Source organism: Agarivorans albus, assembly GCF_019670105.1.
Taxonomy (GTDB): domain Bacteria; phylum Pseudomonadota; class Gammaproteobacteria; order Enterobacterales; family Celerinatantimonadaceae; genus Agarivorans; species Agarivorans albus.
This window is the reverse complement of the sequence record NZ_AP023032.1, coordinates 1,232,609-1,247,451: the sequence shown is the minus strand read 5'-3', so window position 1 is coordinate 1,247,451 and position 14,843 is coordinate 1,232,609. Positions and strand designations below refer to the sequence as shown.

The window sequence follows — 14,843 nt, the reverse complement described above, 5'->3', positions numbered from 1 at the left end:
GATATATAATAATTACATCCAAATGTAAAAAATCACACTGTAAGTAAAACCTACAGATGCTTGCATGTTTAAAAATAGAACTATATATTTATACAGTTACTGTATAAATAGTCAGGTAAGGATATGCTCACTCAATTAAGCGTACAAAATTTTGCGATTGTTCGGTTTCTTGAACTCGACTTACACCAAGGTATGACCACCATCACTGGTGAAACCGGTGCTGGTAAATCTATTGCCATTGATGCCCTAGGCCTATGTTTAGGCAATCGCGCCGAAGCCTCTGTAGTTAGGCAAGGCGCAGATAAAGCCGAAATTAGTGCTCAATTTGATTTAAGCAATAACCAAGGTGCCCAGCTTTGGCTGCAACAAAATGAACTGCTAAGTGATGATGAGTGTATTCTACGCCGAGTGATCACCAAAGAGGGACGCTCGAAAGCCTATATTAATGGAACAGCGGTACCCGCTGCGCAATTAAAAAGCTTGGGCCAATACCTTGTCAGTATTCATGGCCAGCACGCCCATCAACTATTATTAAAACCAAGTCAGCAGTTAAGCATTGTTGACCAATATGCAGCTCACCCTCAACTTATCCAAGATGTAAAACAAGCCTACCAAGCTTGGAAAAGTTTATGTAACGAGAAAGAGCTAGCAGAACAACAGCAAAATGAATTGGCTGCACAACGTCAGTTACTTGAATACCAAGTCAAAGAGTTAGATGAATTCGCCCTACAGCCGGGCGAATACCAAACTATTGAGCAGCAGCATCAATGTTTGTCTCATAGCACCGAGCTACAACAATCTAGCTATCAACTTACTCAGCTACTTGGCCACGATGAGCAAGTAAACGTATTAGATATGCTAGGCCAAGCCTGCAAAACAACCAGCCAACTGCTCGAATTAGACCCTAAACTAGATGCAATCAATAACCTATTGCACGAAGCTCAAATCCAAGTAGAAGAAGCCACTCAGCAGTTAAGTAGTTACAGTGAGCAATTGGATTACGACCCAGAGTTATTTGCAGAATTAGAAGAGCGTTTAAGCCAAGCCTTAGAGCTTGCAAGGAAACACCAAACAAACCCAGAACAACTGCCAGAGCTGCATCAACAGTTACAACATCAACTAGAACAACTAAGCCAACAAACAGAACGCTTTGAACACCTTGCCGAAGATATTGATAAGGCATGGCAACAATATTTGGCTAATGCTAACAAGCTGTCTAAAAGTCGTGAGCGCGCCGCGAATAGCTTAAGCAAACAAATCACCAAAGAAATTCACAAACTAAGCATGGCAAAAGCCCAGTGTGAGTTTTCTTTACAAAGTGATGAGCAATTTACCAACGCCAACGGTATTGATCGAATTGAACTGCTGGTGCGCACTAACCCAGGCCAACCGATGCAGGCCATCGAAAAAGTCGCATCCGGCGGCGAGCTCTCACGCATAGGCTTAGCAATTCAGGTGATTTGTTCTGCCAGTATCTTAACCCCAACGCTAATTTTTGATGAAGTGGATGTAGGCATTAGCGGCCCAACTGCTGCAGTAGTTGGCGGCATGTTGCGCCAGCTAGGTAAACAATGCCAAGTATTGTGTGTCACTCACTTACCGCAAGTTGCAGGCCACGGTCATCAACAAATGCTGGTAAGCAAACAGCAAAAGAAAAACGAAACGATAACAAACATGCAAGCCTTGGATACAGAACAACGCCTTGGAGAACTAGCCCGCTTACTTGCAGGTGATGAAATTACCGCTTCAGCGCTAGCAAACGCGCAAGAATTATTGATTAAGGATTGAATTCTTAGCATTCCAAGCTTCTTTTTATGGCAAGGCTTAGTTATGATGCTTGCCTTAACAAGGAGCTTCGATTCACATGCGTTTTACTGCCAAAATTTTTGTTCTACTAGCCAGCATTGGCCTAAGTGGCTGTTCTGCCTTCGACTGGATGGTATATAAAATTGATATTCCACAAGGCAACTACATTGATGATGCCAAAGTAGAACAGCTCCGCATTAACATGACTAAGGAGCAAGTACGTTTTGTACTAGGTACTCCAATGTTAATTGACGCCTTCGATAAAGAACGTTGGTATTACTTATACAGCTATCAAAGTGGCAACGGTGATTTTGAGAAGCGCGATTTAGTGATTCAGTTTGTGAATGACCACTTAGCCTTCATCGAAGGTGACTACCAAGTCAGCGAAGACTTTATGCAACCGCTCGACGCCGGTTAAAAACAAAACATCATTAAAAAAGCCAGATTAATCATCTGGCTTTTTTGTTTCTAGCTATCTGCTTTTTTCGTTTTTGGCCTGCCGCCAGTTACCTTACTGGCTCGCCCTTCTGCTTTGGCCCTCTCAGCACGAATTTTTCGCAACTCTTTAGGGTCAGCTATCAATGGGCGATATATTTCAACTCTATCACCATCTCTTAACTCCTGAGCGAGTTTTGCTGCTCGGCTAAATATGCCAACCGAGGCCTTCTCAGGCTCAATTTCAGGAAAATGCTGCACAATGCCAGATTGATGAATGGCCTCCAAAATACTGCATCCCTGCTCAACCTTTAGCGCCAACAACACTTGATGCTCTGGCAAGCCGTAAACCACTTCTACATTTATTAGATCCGACACCGTTAATATACCTGCTTGGCCCGCTCAACAAAGGCTTGCACCATATTGCCGGCTAATTCATTAAATACACGGCCAAACGCCGCCGCTATTAGTTTATTGCTAAACTCAAAATCTAAATCCAACATCACTTTACAAGCTTGCTCGTCCAAGGCCACAAAGTTCCATACCCCAGTTAACGATTTAAACGGACCATCCACCAATTTCATTTGAATGGACTGATCTTCAGTAAGGGTGTTTTTAGTCACAAACTTATTTTTTATGCCTGCTTTGGCAACCCCAACTTCAGCGACCATGCTAGAAGTACTTTCTTCTAATATCTCACTATTCACACACCCAGGTAAAAACTCGGGGTAGGCGTTTATATCATTAACTAATTGGTACATTTGCTTAGCGCTAAACATCACTAAGGCACTACGGTTTACTTGCGGCATGAACCCACTCTTTCATCAAATCTGCACACATTTTATCATTAGCTGAGCTAATCCGCACATTATCAGTTTTAAAGCCCCGCCGCATCGGTATAATAGCCGCCATGAGCAAGAAAAAATCAAAATCAAAAGCTGGTTCCAATACCATTGCGCTAAACAAAAAAGCGCGTCATGAATACCGTATCGAAGACAAATTTGAAGCGGGTATGGAACTACAAGGCTGGGAAGTAAAATCCATGCGAACCGGAAAGGTAAATATCGCCGAGAGCTACGTATACGTACGCGACGGTGAAGCCTTTGTTTCTGGTTTAAACATTCAACCACTAATTTCAGCCTCAACCCATGTTGTGGCAGATCCAACACGCATTCGCAAACTGCTTCTTAATCGCCGAGAGCTAGATAAGCTTATTGGTGCGGTTGAGCGCCAAGGCTATACCATTGTTGCAACGGCTTTATACTGGAAAGGCTCCTGGGCCAAACTAGAAGTGGGCTTAGCCAAAGGTAAGAAAGACCAAGACAAGCGTGAAGATGAAAAAGATCGCGAATGGCAACGTACTAAAGACCGCGTAATGAAGCACAGCTTCAGATAGTTTTACCCTATTGGGTAAATAAGCAGCGTTTGAACAGCACTGTATATCCGCACGCCGTTGGCTTGTGTTACAATGCTCGAGAAATTCCGGGGCTGAATTGGATTCGACAGGATCAGGAAGGCTTGTGGAGCATGTCGTGGGGCGGTTTGCCACGTAAAAAGCCGCAAAAAAATAGTCGCAAACGACGAAAACTACGCACTAGCAGCTTAATAACCTGCTAGAGCACTTCTACCCTAGCTTCCGCTTGTAAGACGGGGAATCATAGAAGTTCAAACCCAAACAAGATAGCGAGGGATGCTTTGACTAGAGAGCTGAACCGCGAAATAGAATTCTGGTATGTTAGTAAGTGGCGTGTTTGTTCGCAGCTTGCTAACGAGAATAAAGACAAACTAAGCATGTAGCGCCATTGGTTAGAATGGTTTTGGACGCGGGTTCGAAACCCGCCAGCTCCACCAATTCTACAAACGAAGACACCTAAGGGTGTCTTTTTTTGTGCCTCATATTTACCATCCAAGTTAAGTAAATCTAAATATTCTGCTGCCCTTTTGTTGATATAACTTGATAGACTGCTGTTAAATAAATCAGTATATTCACGAGGTAGTTCAACTAGTTACAAAGTAGTCTTAATAAAAATAAACGATGATTCATGGTGATAAGTAATACTGCAGTAGCTTAATAACAAGGATGTAAGCAATGACTTTTAATAAATGGTTGAAGCTCAGTTTACTAATCATTTGCACCACCACGTGTGCGGGAAGTTTCACCACGGTAAAAGTCAAAGTAGTCGACCAAGACGGGTTAGCAATTGAAGGAGCTGAAGTATTTGCTGGCGGTCGGTTAGGTATTGATGGCGAAAATATTAAAGATTTAACAGATAAAGAGGGAGTTTTCCAAACTATCGGCCGAAAAAATCTAGCTGTATTTTTTAGGGTGAATAAAGAAGGCTACTACCAAACTAAATTAAGAACTAACAAGAACCTCCAAAGCCTCACCATCGAGCTGCGCAAAAAGAAAAAAACCACCGCCATGTATGCCAAAAAGCTAACTCTTCCTGTCCCCAAGAAACGAGAAGCAATCGGCTTTGACTTTGAGCAAAGTGATTGGATTGCACCTTATGGAAAGGGAAATTCGGCTCATGTTTTCTTTTACTTAGATGGTGAATATACAGAAGTATTCAACTACAACAATGAGCTGCAAGTCTCTTTTATTAATGCAAATGATGGATTGGTTAAACTAAATAAAGTTTGGACTAACTCCGAGTACCCCTTCCCCTACCTAGCTCCTCAGGCTGGCTACACTAACAACCTTGTTCTTAAAAAGAATCGCGCCCCAAACTCTAAAACCATTAACACTTACGAAAAATTAGCTTTAGGTTATATTTTCCGAGTCAACACTAAGCTAAACAGTGAAGGTGAGGTAATACATGCCAATTATGGGAAGATATCGGGTGAGTTTTTCTCTTCCACAAAACAAAACAAGTCCAAAGGCAGAGAAAATGGTTTTGTAAAGTTCACCTACTACTACAACCCTACCCCCAACGACCGCAGCCTAGAGTTTGATTGGCGACAAAACCTTTTTCGCGACCTAAAACATGAAGAGAAAGTCTATGAGCCTTAAATACTGGCAACTAAGGCTCCTAAGGGTGTCTTTTTTGTGCCTCATATTTACCGCCGAAGTTATGTAAATCTAAATATTCTTCTGCCCTTTTGTTGATATAACTTGATAAACTGCGGCTAACGACAGCGGCAAGATTATTTGTGGCAGCGTTACTGCACGCCCAACAGTGTATTTGGGTTTATAAAATGGTGGATTAAGTGTTTCTTTTAGTAAGTTTTTTGTGCCTTGCTATTATTGTTTCATTTTTGTGTTCTGTGCTAGAGGCGGTGCTACTTAGCGTTTCTCCTAGCTATATTCAGCTGCAACAGCAGCAATATCCTAAAGTTGCAGAGCGACTCGCCAAGCTAAAGGCGAGTATCGATAAGCCGCTGGCGGCGATTCTTACCTTAAACACTGTTGCTCACACTGCCGGAGCCGCAGGTGTGGGTGCACAAGTAGCAGAGCTTTATGGCTCACAATACTTAGCCATTTCATCAGCAATTATGACAGTACTGGTATTAGTATTGTCTGAAATTGTGCCTAAAACCTTAGGAGTAACTTACTGGCGCCAACTTGCGCCGTTTGCCTCTTGGTTACTGCCATTAATGATTAAAGTGTTTTACCCTTTTGTGTGGTTAAGTGATCGCATCACTGCACGTATTGGTAAACAACAAGAAGATTTTTCAAGCTTGCGTGACGAGATTAGTGCCTTAGCCGAACTTGGCCACCAGCAAGGTGTGATTGAACAAGGCGAGTCGCAAGTATTACGTAATCTACTTCAACTAGAAAAGTTAAAGATTACTGAAGTGATGACCCCGCGCGCTGTAGTGCAGCGTGTTGAACTAAACAGCACCGTGGCAAGCTTTGTTGAAGAGCACTTAAGCCAGCCGTTTTCGCGTTTTCCGGTATACCAAGGTGAGCGCGACAACTTTGTCTCTTACGTGCATAAACAAGATGTTTTAGGCGCAGCTGCAAGCGGCAATGGCGACACACAAATAAGTGATTACTCGCGTAAGTTGCTAATGCTACCAGCTAGCGTAAGTGTTAGGCATGCTTATCAAAGCTTGTTACAGGCTCGAGAGCTTATTGCAGCGGTAGTGAACGAATACGGTGAAGTACAAGGCTTGCTTACCATGGAAGACATTATTGAAACCCTGTTAGGCCAAGAGATTACCGACGAAACCGATGCCATTGAAGACATGCAACGTTTAGCTCGCTTCCAGTGGTTACGCCGTTTACGCAGCAAAAACCAACGCTATAGTCGATAAGTTCTAACGAGCCTAGAAGCAAACGTAACTTTAAGTAAACAAAACTTTAAGCAAACAGCCAATCTTCAAGCGCTAAAGTCGACGGTTTTAGCGCTCTTTTCTTAATTATTAAGCTGTTCTTTAGCTGCCTCTACTTTGGCAAAGTCTAAACCTAATTCTTCTACTGCTTCTTTAATCAAAGCTGGGTTCTGCATCACCTGTCCCATCAGCAATTGCAATTGTTCTTGAGGCAAACCTAATTGGCTAATAGTCGCCATAGCAGCAAGGGGGTTTTGAGTAAGCGCTTCAAAAAGCTCACTGATTTGCTGGTCACTAATATTGTTCTCTCTCAACATGGCAAGAATTGGGTTCATCACATTACCTTTAGACTAAATAAAATTAGGCGACAGTTTAGCTTTGTAGGTATGGAATTGACCAGTACTCATAACAACAAGTTTGTAGATTACGGGTCGAGTATCTCGCCATGTCGTTCGTAAATAAGCCAGCGTGGGGCTGGCTCTCATGCTTCATGAAGCTAACATCTAGAAGGTTTTGTAAGGTAAAAACTTACCCGACAACACTACGTTTACCCTATCACCTTTAGGATCGGCTTCACGCTTAATGTCCATCGAGAAATCAATAGCGCTCATAATGCCATCACCAAACTCTTCGTGAATGAGCTCTTTAATAGTGCTGCCGTATACATTTACTACTTCATACCAACGGTAGATAAGCGGATCGGTTGGTACAGCGGTAGGCAGTGAGCCTTTGTAAGGCACAATTTGTAACCAAGCGATGGCTTCGTCACTTAACTCAAAAATATCGCCCACGGTTTCAGCTTGGCTTTTATCAAAGGTCATTTGCCCTAAACACGCTGCAGTTGTCCACTCCTTCGATAAACCAATAGCGCTGGCAACCTCACTCCACTTAATGCCTTTTCTCACCTTGGTTGATACAATTTGTTGAGTTACTTCTTCTCTACTTGATATCATTTTTTGCTTCCTTCCTTTGATTGAAAAACGAAACAACTCGGTGTTCACCTAAGTAATAGGTACACCACCATAGCCGCCAAAATTGCAGAGATCCCTTGCCATACCGCCACCGGATTGCGCTCTACCAATGGAGCACGAGCCTTATTCAAAAAAGCTTTGTTGGGTTGGCGTAAATCACAGAGAAATTCGGTGATTTGTTCGTAACGTTTTAAGGGGTTTATGTGCAGCGCTTTTTCTAGGGCATCATCAATCCAAGCTGGGATTTCGCTGTCACTGTCAATTACCGATTGATAGCGTAAGCGCTTTTGCGCTGCATGGCTTTTTGCACCCGCCACTTTAGTACCATATGGATAGCGGCCGCTTAGCATGTAGTAAGTAATTACTGCCAGCGAAAACTGCTCTGCGCGGGTGCTGCCGCCAATACCCAAAAACAACTCCGGCGCCGAATATAACGCAGTGCCTAGCAAATGTTGCTGGGTAATATCTTGAGTTTGCTCTGCAAGACCTGCGGCCCATACCGAGCCAAAGTCGATAATTTTAATGGTGCCAGAGCTATCAATCATAATGTTGTCTGGCTTAAGATCTTGATGGAGCATATCCATGCGATGAAAGGCACGTAGGCCTTTGGCAATTTGCTCTACAACCTCCCTCACCTTAGCCAGTTCTGGCTTGGGATTATCGGTAATCCATTGGGCTAAGGTTTGCCCTTCTATGTATTCAAATACCGTATAAAGGTAGTTACGTTGGCGTGGGTTGCGGCTTGCTTTTAACACATAGGCACTGTTAATACGCCGCGCTATCCACTCTTCAGTATAAAAGCGCTCTAAATAATCGGGGTCGTCGCGCAAATCTACCGAAGGTGTTTTTAGTATCACTTGCTCGCCGCTTTGTTCATCCAATGCTAAAAACACGTGGCTTCGACTACTGGCGTGAATTTGTCGAACAATGGTGTAGTTGTCTATGCTCATACGAGCACTTAACTCTGGGGGAAAAGGTAAAGTCTCTATTTGCTCTTTAAGCTGCTGAGAGCTTTGTTCTGCTAGTTGCTCTACCTTTATGATTTGTAAGCTTAAGTTGTCATCACTGCCTGCCTGATAGGCTTTATCAACAATTTGCGCTGCCGCAGCTTCTAAATCGTTGGCACACTGGGCAATAGTGCTGTTGATAAGCTCTGCATCAACAAACTCGTAAACACCATCGGTAGCTAACAAAAAAATATCGCCAGGGCTCACTGACAGCGTGTGGTAATCAAACTCACAATATTCATCAATACCTAGCGCACGGCTTAAGTAGCTTTTATTATCATTCACCCATAGTCGGTGATCTTTGGTGAGTAACTCTAAGCCCTGCTGATTGAGGCGATACACTCGGGTATCACCAACATGAAAAATATGCGCCTTATTGCCTTTAATCACTAAAGCACTAAGCGTACAAACATAACCTTTGTCTTTGTCGTAATGGTAAGGGCTTTGTTGCGATTGGCTATATAACCAAGAGTTGGTGGCGTCTAAGACCTTTTCTGCTGCATGTTGAACCGACCACGTCTCAGAGGTGCAGTAATAATCATCTAAAAAACTTTTTACTGCGGTTTCACTGGCTATTTGACTTACTTCGCTGCTGCTTATGCCGTCGGCCATCACAGCAGCAAAGCCTTTATGATTGAGTAGAGAGCCACGCGGAGTATAGCTTCCATAACTGTCTTGATTAATGTCTTTGCGACCTTTATCAGAACACTGACCGATGGAGATACTCAGCTGGCTCGTCATCTACTGTCCTTTAATTAAGCGTTGCTAGTAGCCGCTTTACTTGGCGCTTCAACCGCTGCTTTAGCTACTTTGCGCTTAGGCGCGGTTCTTACGTGGGTAGTGTAAAGTGTTAAACCAGTGAAGGCTAAACCACCTACTAGGTTACCCAATGCAGTTGGAATTTCGTTCCATAGGAAGTAATCCATGATTGAGAAATCACCGCCCATAATCAAACCAAATGGGAATAGGAACATGTTAACTACTGAGTGCTCAAAGCCCATGTAGAAGAACAAGAAGATAGGCATCCACATGGCGATTACTTTACCGCTAACGTTAGTAGAAATCATTGCGCCTACTACGCCCATTGATACCATCCAGTTACACAACATGCCACGGATGAAAATAGTAAACCAACCAGCAACACCATGTTCTGCATAACCTACAGTACGTGCTTCACCAATGGCGGCAGCTTTAGCACCTACAGCGCCCGCTTCAATGTTAAACCCGTAGGTAAAGATAAAGGCCATCATGAAGGCAACGGTAAGTGCGCCAGCAAAGTTACCTAAAAATACAAAGCCCCAGTTTCTTAGCATGCCTTTAACATCAACCCCAGGCCGCTTATCTAACAAGGCCAAAGGCACCAGTACAAACACACCCGTTAATAGGTCAAAACCCATTAAATAAAGCATACAGAAACCAACAGGGAACAAAATAGCCCCAATGAGGAAGTTGCCTGTATTCACTGCCATAGTAATGGCAAAAATTGCTGCCAATGCCAAGATGGCGCCAGCCATAAAGGCTCGAATAAGAGTATCTCGTGTTGACATGAATACTTTAGATTCACCAGCGTCAACCATTTTGGTTACGAACTCCGCAGGAGCTAAATAAGACATAATATTTCCCTATATTGCTTAAGTAGTAGATAAAAACTGTTGGCTGGTTCTATTCACCTTGGTTTCCCTTGGCGAGTTCACCTTTACAAGTAGAACGGATTTCGTTGCTTCCTTGCTGCTTGGGCCTGTCCCTGACCTACAAAGGGGAAATTGCAATTGTTAAGCCAAGCACCACAAAAAACACACAAAACCCTAACAACACGGCAACTGCAGCCTGATTTTCAAATACAATGTGGCAAAACAAAAAGTGTTTATTTAACTGGATTTGCACCGAGATGTTGATAATTGCACCAATAAAGGCCAAACGACAAGTTGGTGCAGCAGGCTACTGCCGCAACTCCCCAAGCTTGGGCAGCTCAATGATGAAATTAGCCGCTAGCTAACACTTCTTCATGAAACATGATTGGCTTTTAGCACTGCGATAAACTACGCATCAAAAACTGTTATTTTGCTTTAAAGTAATGCCAAACAAGTAAACGCTCGACATGATAGGAAGCACTAATGAAGCCTGAGATGCGCCACGCCATTATGGAAAAAGCCGTAAAGGCCTTACAAGCGGGTAAATATAGCCAAGCCTTATCTACCATTGGCAAAATCAACAAGCTTAAGTCTCAGCAAGACTATAAAAGCCTAGAGTTAGAGGCGTATGTACTTTTTCAACAGCAGAAACTAGAGCGTGCTTTAGCCAGCTATAAAAGTTTATTAGCGCTATGCGAAAACCAACAACAACGAAGCGCCACATACAAAAACATGGCTAAGGCAGAAAAACTACTTGGCTTGTTTTCATCTGCCATTGAGCATTTTGAACAAAGCTTTAGCTTAACCGGTGAGGCTAATAATGCCGATGTAGCTGCAGCTCTGGGCGAGTGCTACTTAGAAGAAGATAGATATCACGACTTAGGCACCTTGGCAGAAAAAATGAAAATGTGGCCGGGGCAATTTGCACCAGCTCAAGCATTGCTCATCTCTAGCGCTAAACGTCAAAATCAACGAGCGCTCATATTACGCCTAATTGAAGAGCTATTGAGCCACAGCAAGTTTGTAGAAGAGTGGCAGCTAGAATTTTCCATAGACACCCTAATGTTCATTCGCGAGCACCAACACGCCGAACAACTGTTACAGCAAGCGCAAATTGATTTTGTAAATAAGGCTTGGATAAGTTTTTATCAGGCAGAACTAAGTGCAAGAAACGGTCACAGCGAACACGTTATAAAGTTGTTGAGCGATGAACTAATTGACCGTCTCGACTTTATGCGCCAAAAGGCGGCTTTTAAACTGCGGGCAGAGGCCTACGATAAACAGAAAGACTACTCTGCAGCCTTTGCCGATTTTTCGGCCATGGCGAGTTTGAATCACCAACGCGTTCAAGGGCAAACGCGGACAGATAAGGTGGCAGAATTTCAAAAGCTAGACCTGTCTTTCATCAAACAACTAGCTGAGGCCAATGAACCACAACCGGTGTTTATGATGGGCTTTAATCGCTCTGGCACTACCCTGCTGGAGAACATATTAGATACTCAGCCGAACATCGTTGCCTTAAGTGAAACACGTTCTATTTATAATTTAACTCAAAGCATCACTAGCCAATTTAATAAACGTTATCCGCAAGATCTAGCCACACTAACAGAAGATGAGTTAAAACAATTGCGGGAGCAATACTTTAGCTACATCCAAAGCTTAGGTTTGGCTCCGCTAGCCAATAGTCTTATTGTGGACAAGTTTCCGCTTTATACGGTAGATCTGCCATTCATCTTGCAGCTCTTCCCTAAGGCGAAGATTATCTTTTGTTTGCGCCATCCAATCGACACATGCTTGAGTAACTTTCAGCAAAACTCTGCCAATAACCAAGAGCAAGCCTGGCTTAACCAACTAGGCGATTGCTTTAAGCGCTACCAGCAAGTATTCAAGCTGTTTAATCGCTACCAAGCTGAATTACCCTTAAATATTCATTTTGTACGTTATGAAGACTTAGTTGAAGATTTAGAGAAAGAAGCCAGCAAAGTGTTTAAGTTCCTCGGGATGTCTGCAAACAGTCACTATTTAGAGTTTGAGAAATACGCCCAGCAAAAAATTGTTATGTCTGCCTCAAGTAACCAAGTAGTAAAACCGATTTATACAGACTCTCGCTACAAGTGGCTTAACTACCAACAATTCTTGCAACCACACATTCCCAAGGTGGCCGAGTTTATTGAGCGGTTAGGCTACCAACACGACGCTCCCGAATAGAGCTTTAGGGGGCTTAGCGTTGCACTTAAGCCCCCTAAAATTGGTTTAATCTAAAGGCTTATAAACAAAATTTGCTTTAATAATGCCGTGGTCTGTAGCACCTAGTTGCTCGTAATGCTCATCGTTTAAATGATCGTTAAATACCTCTAAACCTTTAAAGGCCCAAATTCTATCTCGGCTTTTATCGTAAAACTGCTCACTAAGTAATATATGGTCTAAGGATTCAAGCTGGTTGTTATGCACATGGGTGTAATAAACATCACGCTGACTACGATATTGCTGCATGGTACCCGCTGAATACAAGGCGTTATCGGCCCCTCCTCGCGCATCGCCGTCTAACAAAAAGCGTGGTTGCTCGGTAAGAATATTCAAGGTATTGCTGGCTTGTCCATCATTCAAGTCGCCCAACACAATCACTGGCGTATCGGTGTGTTTCATTTGCTCAGTTAAGATCATTCTTAACGCTACCGCCTCAGCGGTGCGGCGCAAAGTAGAGATGGCATAACCCAAGGCATTACGATGCGGTTTATGCTGCGCATCGTCATACCAATCTTCATTATCTATTCGTGTAGGCCGTTTCGACTTAAAATGGCAAACATATACATGTACATTCTCCTCATCGGCATGAGGTTTAATCTGAAAATGCAGCACCGGGCGAGAGAAGCTATTAATATCTAAGTCTAAGGCGCCGGTTTGCGCATCATCCCCTTGGCTGGCTAACTTAAAGCTTGCTGGAAACTGGCTAATCCACTCCGCTTGCCCTACCAGCAATTCATTACGCACTGCTGCTGCACAAGCAATTTTACCTTGATGTCCATCGGGCACCAGTAACTGATATTGAGAATCTAACCCAGCATTTTGGAACAAATCCAATAAAGCATCGGCATGCCACAATTCTTGAAAACCCCATAAATCCGCACCAATAGTTTGCAACTGATTTACTAACCAACGCACCTTATTGTCGTACTCGTTTGGCAACCAACCTTGTCGATCCCTATACATAGGTAAATTGGGTCTATTGAGGTTTAAAGTATTCACTGTCGCTACAGAAAATTTCACCGCCATGGCTTGCTCCGCTTAATTAGTAGTCTCTCATTAAGCAAGTATGGTGCAATTTAGCAGTTTTATTATTGCGGATTTATGATTTTGTTTTTAGACAAAAGTTATAGCAAGCTTTAGCGGTATACGGCCTTAGTAGCCAAGTGCTTTGCCCACAAAATCTAGCACTCATGAGTTAGCCATTACTTAGGTAAATGCGCTTTTATTATTTGATACAACTCCGGTCTACGCTCGGCGATCTCCTTTGGGCTTAAGCCTTCAAGAGAATGCGGATACTTTAACCATTGCTTGGTTTCATGCAAGTAGTAATCTGGCACTCGGTCGGTTTTATTGCGCTCTGGCTTAAAATACGGAACTGCAACTCGAATATCACTGGGGGTATTTAACCTCGCTAAGCGGCTCAGCTCATTAATAATCGCTTCAACAGAGCGGCCGGTATCGAATACATCATCAACAATCAACAGACGGTCATGCTGCTGTACATGCTTCACCAGGTAATTGAGCCCAAATACCTTAACCTGCTTTGCTTGATTATCTATCGCTGCAGCGTACGAAGATGTGCGAATGGCAATATTATCGCTAGCAATGCAGTGATAAGCCAAAAACTCTTGAACCGCGATACCAATTGGTGCACCGCCGCGCCACACAGCAATAATAAAGCTAGGTTTAAAACCACTTGCTAATACTTTTTCGCCCAAGCGAAATGAGTCTTCAAGTAGCTCTTGGCCAGTGATGTAAAGTTTGTCGCTCATAATTACCTACGATTAAAACTGACCTTTTGGTCAAAGGTGTAGTATAAAACTATCATTATAGAACTCGTAAACTCAAGGACACTTTTCATGCCAATGAGCCAGCCGACTGCCCAATTACAAAAGCACTACTTAGATGAAGACAGCTTAATTCAAGACTCATTTCGTTTAGCTGTGCATATTTTCGAAAGTGGCTTTCGCCCTACGTTTATCGTTGGCCTGTGGCGCGGAGGCAGTGCAGTAGGGATTTACGTGCAAGAGTGTTTGCAAACCTTAGGAGTTAAAACCGACCATATTTCGGTACGCACCTCCTACCAAGGGCAAGCCAATTATCATCAAATACTCCAAGAGCCCGAGTCGATAAGAGTTCATGGTATCCAGTACTTACTGGAAAACCTAAACGTTGATGATAGCTTGTTGATAGTGGATGACGTATTTAGTAGTGGCCACAATGTAGAAGCTGTGATTAAGCGTTTAAAATCCAAGCTAAAACGCAATATGCCTAGCCAAGTTAAAATTGCCACCTTATGGGAGCGACCTAAGTTTAACCAAACATCGTTAAAACCGGACTTTTGCCTGCACCAAACCGAGCAATGGCTGGTCTTCCCCTATGAATTAACCGGCTTGAGCTTAGAAGAAATAGAGCAACACAAGGGCTTTGTAGCGCCACTGATTAAACCAGAATTATTAGAGTAAAGT

General features: G+C 43.1%; 15 protein-coding genes and 1 other RNA gene. 8 read left to right on the top strand and 8 right to left on the bottom strand.

Features of this window, described 5'->3' with window-relative positions; translation table 11 throughout:
- The first annotated feature begins 123 nt into the window (after positions 1 to 123).
- A complete protein-coding gene (gene recN / locus K5620_RS05770) occupies positions 124 to 1,788 on the top strand; it encodes a DNA repair protein RecN (protein ID WP_016402439.1) in 1,665 nt (554 codons plus the stop codon).
- Between the two features lie 76 nt (positions 1,789 to 1,864).
- Positions 1,865 to 2,224 carry an outer membrane protein assembly factor BamE gene (locus K5620_RS05765; protein WP_016402440.1) on the top strand — a complete coding sequence of 120 codons (360 nt, stop codon included), beginning with the start codon at positions 1,865 to 1,867 and terminating at the stop codon, positions 2,222 to 2,224.
- A 50-nt stretch (positions 2,225 to 2,274) separates the two neighbouring features.
- Here the strand turns inward: K5620_RS05765 and K5620_RS05760 are convergent, their stop codons facing one another.
- A complete protein-coding gene (locus K5620_RS05760) occupies positions 2,275 to 2,619 on the bottom strand; it encodes an RnfH family protein (protein ID WP_221077455.1) in 345 nt (114 codons plus the stop codon).
- Positions 2,620 to 2,621: 2 nt separating this feature from the next.
- Entirely contained in the window at positions 2,622 to 3,050 is a 429-nt protein-coding gene (locus K5620_RS05755; protein WP_016401010.1) for an SRPBCC family protein, read from the bottom strand.
- 101 nt (positions 3,051 to 3,151) lie between these two features.
- Between K5620_RS05755 and smpB the strand changes: the two genes are divergently transcribed.
- The 4 genes from smpB to K5620_RS05735 all read left to right on the top strand — a co-directional run bounded on the left by smpB (position 3,152) and on the right by K5620_RS05735 (position 6,501).
- A complete protein-coding gene (smpB, locus tag K5620_RS05750; protein ID WP_016401009.1) occupies positions 3,152 to 3,637 on the top strand; it encodes an SsrA-binding protein SmpB in 486 nt (161 codons plus the stop codon).
- An 88-nt stretch (positions 3,638 to 3,725) separates the two neighbouring features.
- Positions 3,726 to 4,092: a transfer-messenger RNA gene (ssrA, locus tag K5620_RS05745) on the top strand.
- A gap of 238 nt (positions 4,093 to 4,330) precedes the next feature.
- Complete coding sequence (locus K5620_RS05740; RefSeq protein ID WP_016401008.1) at positions 4,331 to 5,254, top strand: hypothetical protein; 924 nt, start codon at positions 4,331 to 4,333, stop codon at positions 5,252 to 5,254.
- A gap of 197 nt (positions 5,255 to 5,451) precedes the next feature.
- Positions 5,452 to 6,501 (top strand): CNNM domain-containing protein, encoded by a 1,050-nt coding sequence (locus tag K5620_RS05735; RefSeq protein WP_040306974.1) that lies wholly within the window; start codon positions 5,452 to 5,454, stop codon positions 6,499 to 6,501.
- A gap of 101 nt (positions 6,502 to 6,602) precedes the next feature.
- Here K5620_RS05735 and K5620_RS05730 read toward each other — a convergent pair whose 3' ends face one another.
- The 4 genes from K5620_RS05730 to K5620_RS05715 form a co-directional block, all read right to left on the bottom strand.
- Positions 6,603 to 6,854, bottom strand: a complete 252-nt coding sequence (locus K5620_RS05730) for a DUF2999 family protein (RefSeq protein ID WP_016401006.1) — start codon at positions 6,852 to 6,854, stop codon at positions 6,603 to 6,605.
- 168 nt (positions 6,855 to 7,022) lie between these two features.
- Positions 7,023 to 7,472 carry a cyanase gene (gene cynS / locus K5620_RS05725; RefSeq protein WP_016401005.1) on the bottom strand — a complete coding sequence of 150 codons (450 nt, stop codon included), beginning with the start codon at positions 7,470 to 7,472 and terminating at the stop codon, positions 7,023 to 7,025.
- A 44-nt stretch (positions 7,473 to 7,516) separates the two neighbouring features.
- Positions 7,517 to 9,238 (bottom strand): bifunctional protein-serine/threonine kinase/phosphatase, encoded by a 1,722-nt coding sequence (locus K5620_RS05720; RefSeq protein WP_016401004.1) that lies wholly within the window; start codon positions 9,236 to 9,238, stop codon positions 7,517 to 7,519.
- 14 nt (positions 9,239 to 9,252) lie between these two features.
- Positions 9,253 to 10,110, bottom strand: a complete 858-nt coding sequence (locus tag K5620_RS05715) for a formate/nitrite transporter family protein (protein WP_016401003.1) — start codon at positions 10,108 to 10,110, stop codon at positions 9,253 to 9,255.
- 501 nt (positions 10,111 to 10,611) lie between these two features.
- On the opposite strand from K5620_RS05715, the gene K5620_RS05710 reads away from it, so the two are divergent.
- On the top strand, positions 10,612 to 12,336 hold the full coding sequence (locus K5620_RS05710; RefSeq protein ID WP_016401001.1) for a tetratricopeptide repeat-containing sulfotransferase family protein: 1,725 nt from the start codon (positions 10,612 to 10,614) through the stop codon (positions 12,334 to 12,336).
- A gap of 45 nt (positions 12,337 to 12,381) precedes the next feature.
- Here the strand turns inward: K5620_RS05710 and K5620_RS05705 are convergent, their stop codons facing one another.
- Positions 12,382 to 13,401: an endonuclease/exonuclease/phosphatase family protein gene (locus tag K5620_RS05705; RefSeq protein WP_040306973.1), complete on the bottom strand. Its 1,020-nt coding sequence runs from the start codon at positions 13,399 to 13,401 to the stop codon at positions 12,382 to 12,384.
- A 176-nt stretch (positions 13,402 to 13,577) separates the two neighbouring features.
- Complete coding sequence (locus tag K5620_RS05700; protein ID WP_016400999.1) at positions 13,578 to 14,147, bottom strand: phosphoribosyltransferase; 570 nt, start codon at positions 14,145 to 14,147, stop codon at positions 13,578 to 13,580.
- 93 nt (positions 14,148 to 14,240) lie between these two features.
- Here K5620_RS05700 and K5620_RS05695 point away from each other — a divergent pair, with 93 nt between their 5' ends.
- Positions 14,241 to 14,840 carry a phosphoribosyltransferase gene (locus K5620_RS05695; protein WP_040306992.1) on the top strand — a complete coding sequence of 200 codons (600 nt, stop codon included), beginning with the start codon at positions 14,241 to 14,243 and terminating at the stop codon, positions 14,838 to 14,840.
- The last annotated feature ends 3 nt before the right edge of the window (positions 14,841 to 14,843 follow it).

Excerpts from the sequence above, each read along its gene's own strand:
- recN (WP_016402439.1), top strand. The coding sequence starts at position 124 with ATGCTCACTCAATTAAGCGTACAAAATTTTGCGATTGTTCGGTTTCTT.
- K5620_RS05765 (WP_016402440.1), top strand. The coding sequence starts at position 1,865 with ATGCGTTTTACTGCCAAAATTTTTGTTCTACTAGCCAGCATTGGCCTA.
- K5620_RS05755 (WP_016401010.1), bottom strand. The coding sequence starts at position 3,050 with ATGCCGCAAGTAAACCGTAGTGCCTTAGTGATGTTTAGCGCTAAGCAA.
- smpB (WP_016401009.1), top strand. The coding sequence starts at position 3,152 with ATGAGCAAGAAAAAATCAAAATCAAAAGCTGGTTCCAATACCATTGCG.
- K5620_RS05740 (WP_016401008.1), top strand. The coding sequence starts at position 4,331 with ATGACTTTTAATAAATGGTTGAAGCTCAGTTTACTAATCATTTGCACC.
- K5620_RS05730 (WP_016401006.1), bottom strand. The coding sequence starts at position 6,854 with ATGAACCCAATTCTTGCCATGTTGAGAGAGAACAATATTAGTGACCAG.
- cynS (WP_016401005.1), bottom strand. The coding sequence starts at position 7,472 with ATGATATCAAGTAGAGAAGAAGTAACTCAACAAATTGTATCAACCAAG.
- K5620_RS05720 (WP_016401004.1), bottom strand. The coding sequence starts at position 9,238 with ATGACGAGCCAGCTGAGTATCTCCATCGGTCAGTGTTCTGATAAAGGT.
- K5620_RS05715 (WP_016401003.1), bottom strand. The coding sequence starts at position 10,110 with ATGTCTTATTTAGCTCCTGCGGAGTTCGTAACCAAAATGGTTGACGCT.
- K5620_RS05710 (WP_016401001.1), top strand. The coding sequence starts at position 10,612 with ATGAAGCCTGAGATGCGCCACGCCATTATGGAAAAAGCCGTAAAGGCC.
- K5620_RS05705 (WP_040306973.1), bottom strand. The coding sequence starts at position 13,401 with ATGGCGGTGAAATTTTCTGTAGCGACAGTGAATACTTTAAACCTCAAT.
- K5620_RS05700 (WP_016400999.1), bottom strand. The coding sequence starts at position 14,147 with ATGAGCGACAAACTTTACATCACTGGCCAAGAGCTACTTGAAGACTCA.
- K5620_RS05695 (WP_040306992.1), top strand. The coding sequence starts at position 14,241 with ATGAGCCAGCCGACTGCCCAATTACAAAAGCACTACTTAGATGAAGAC.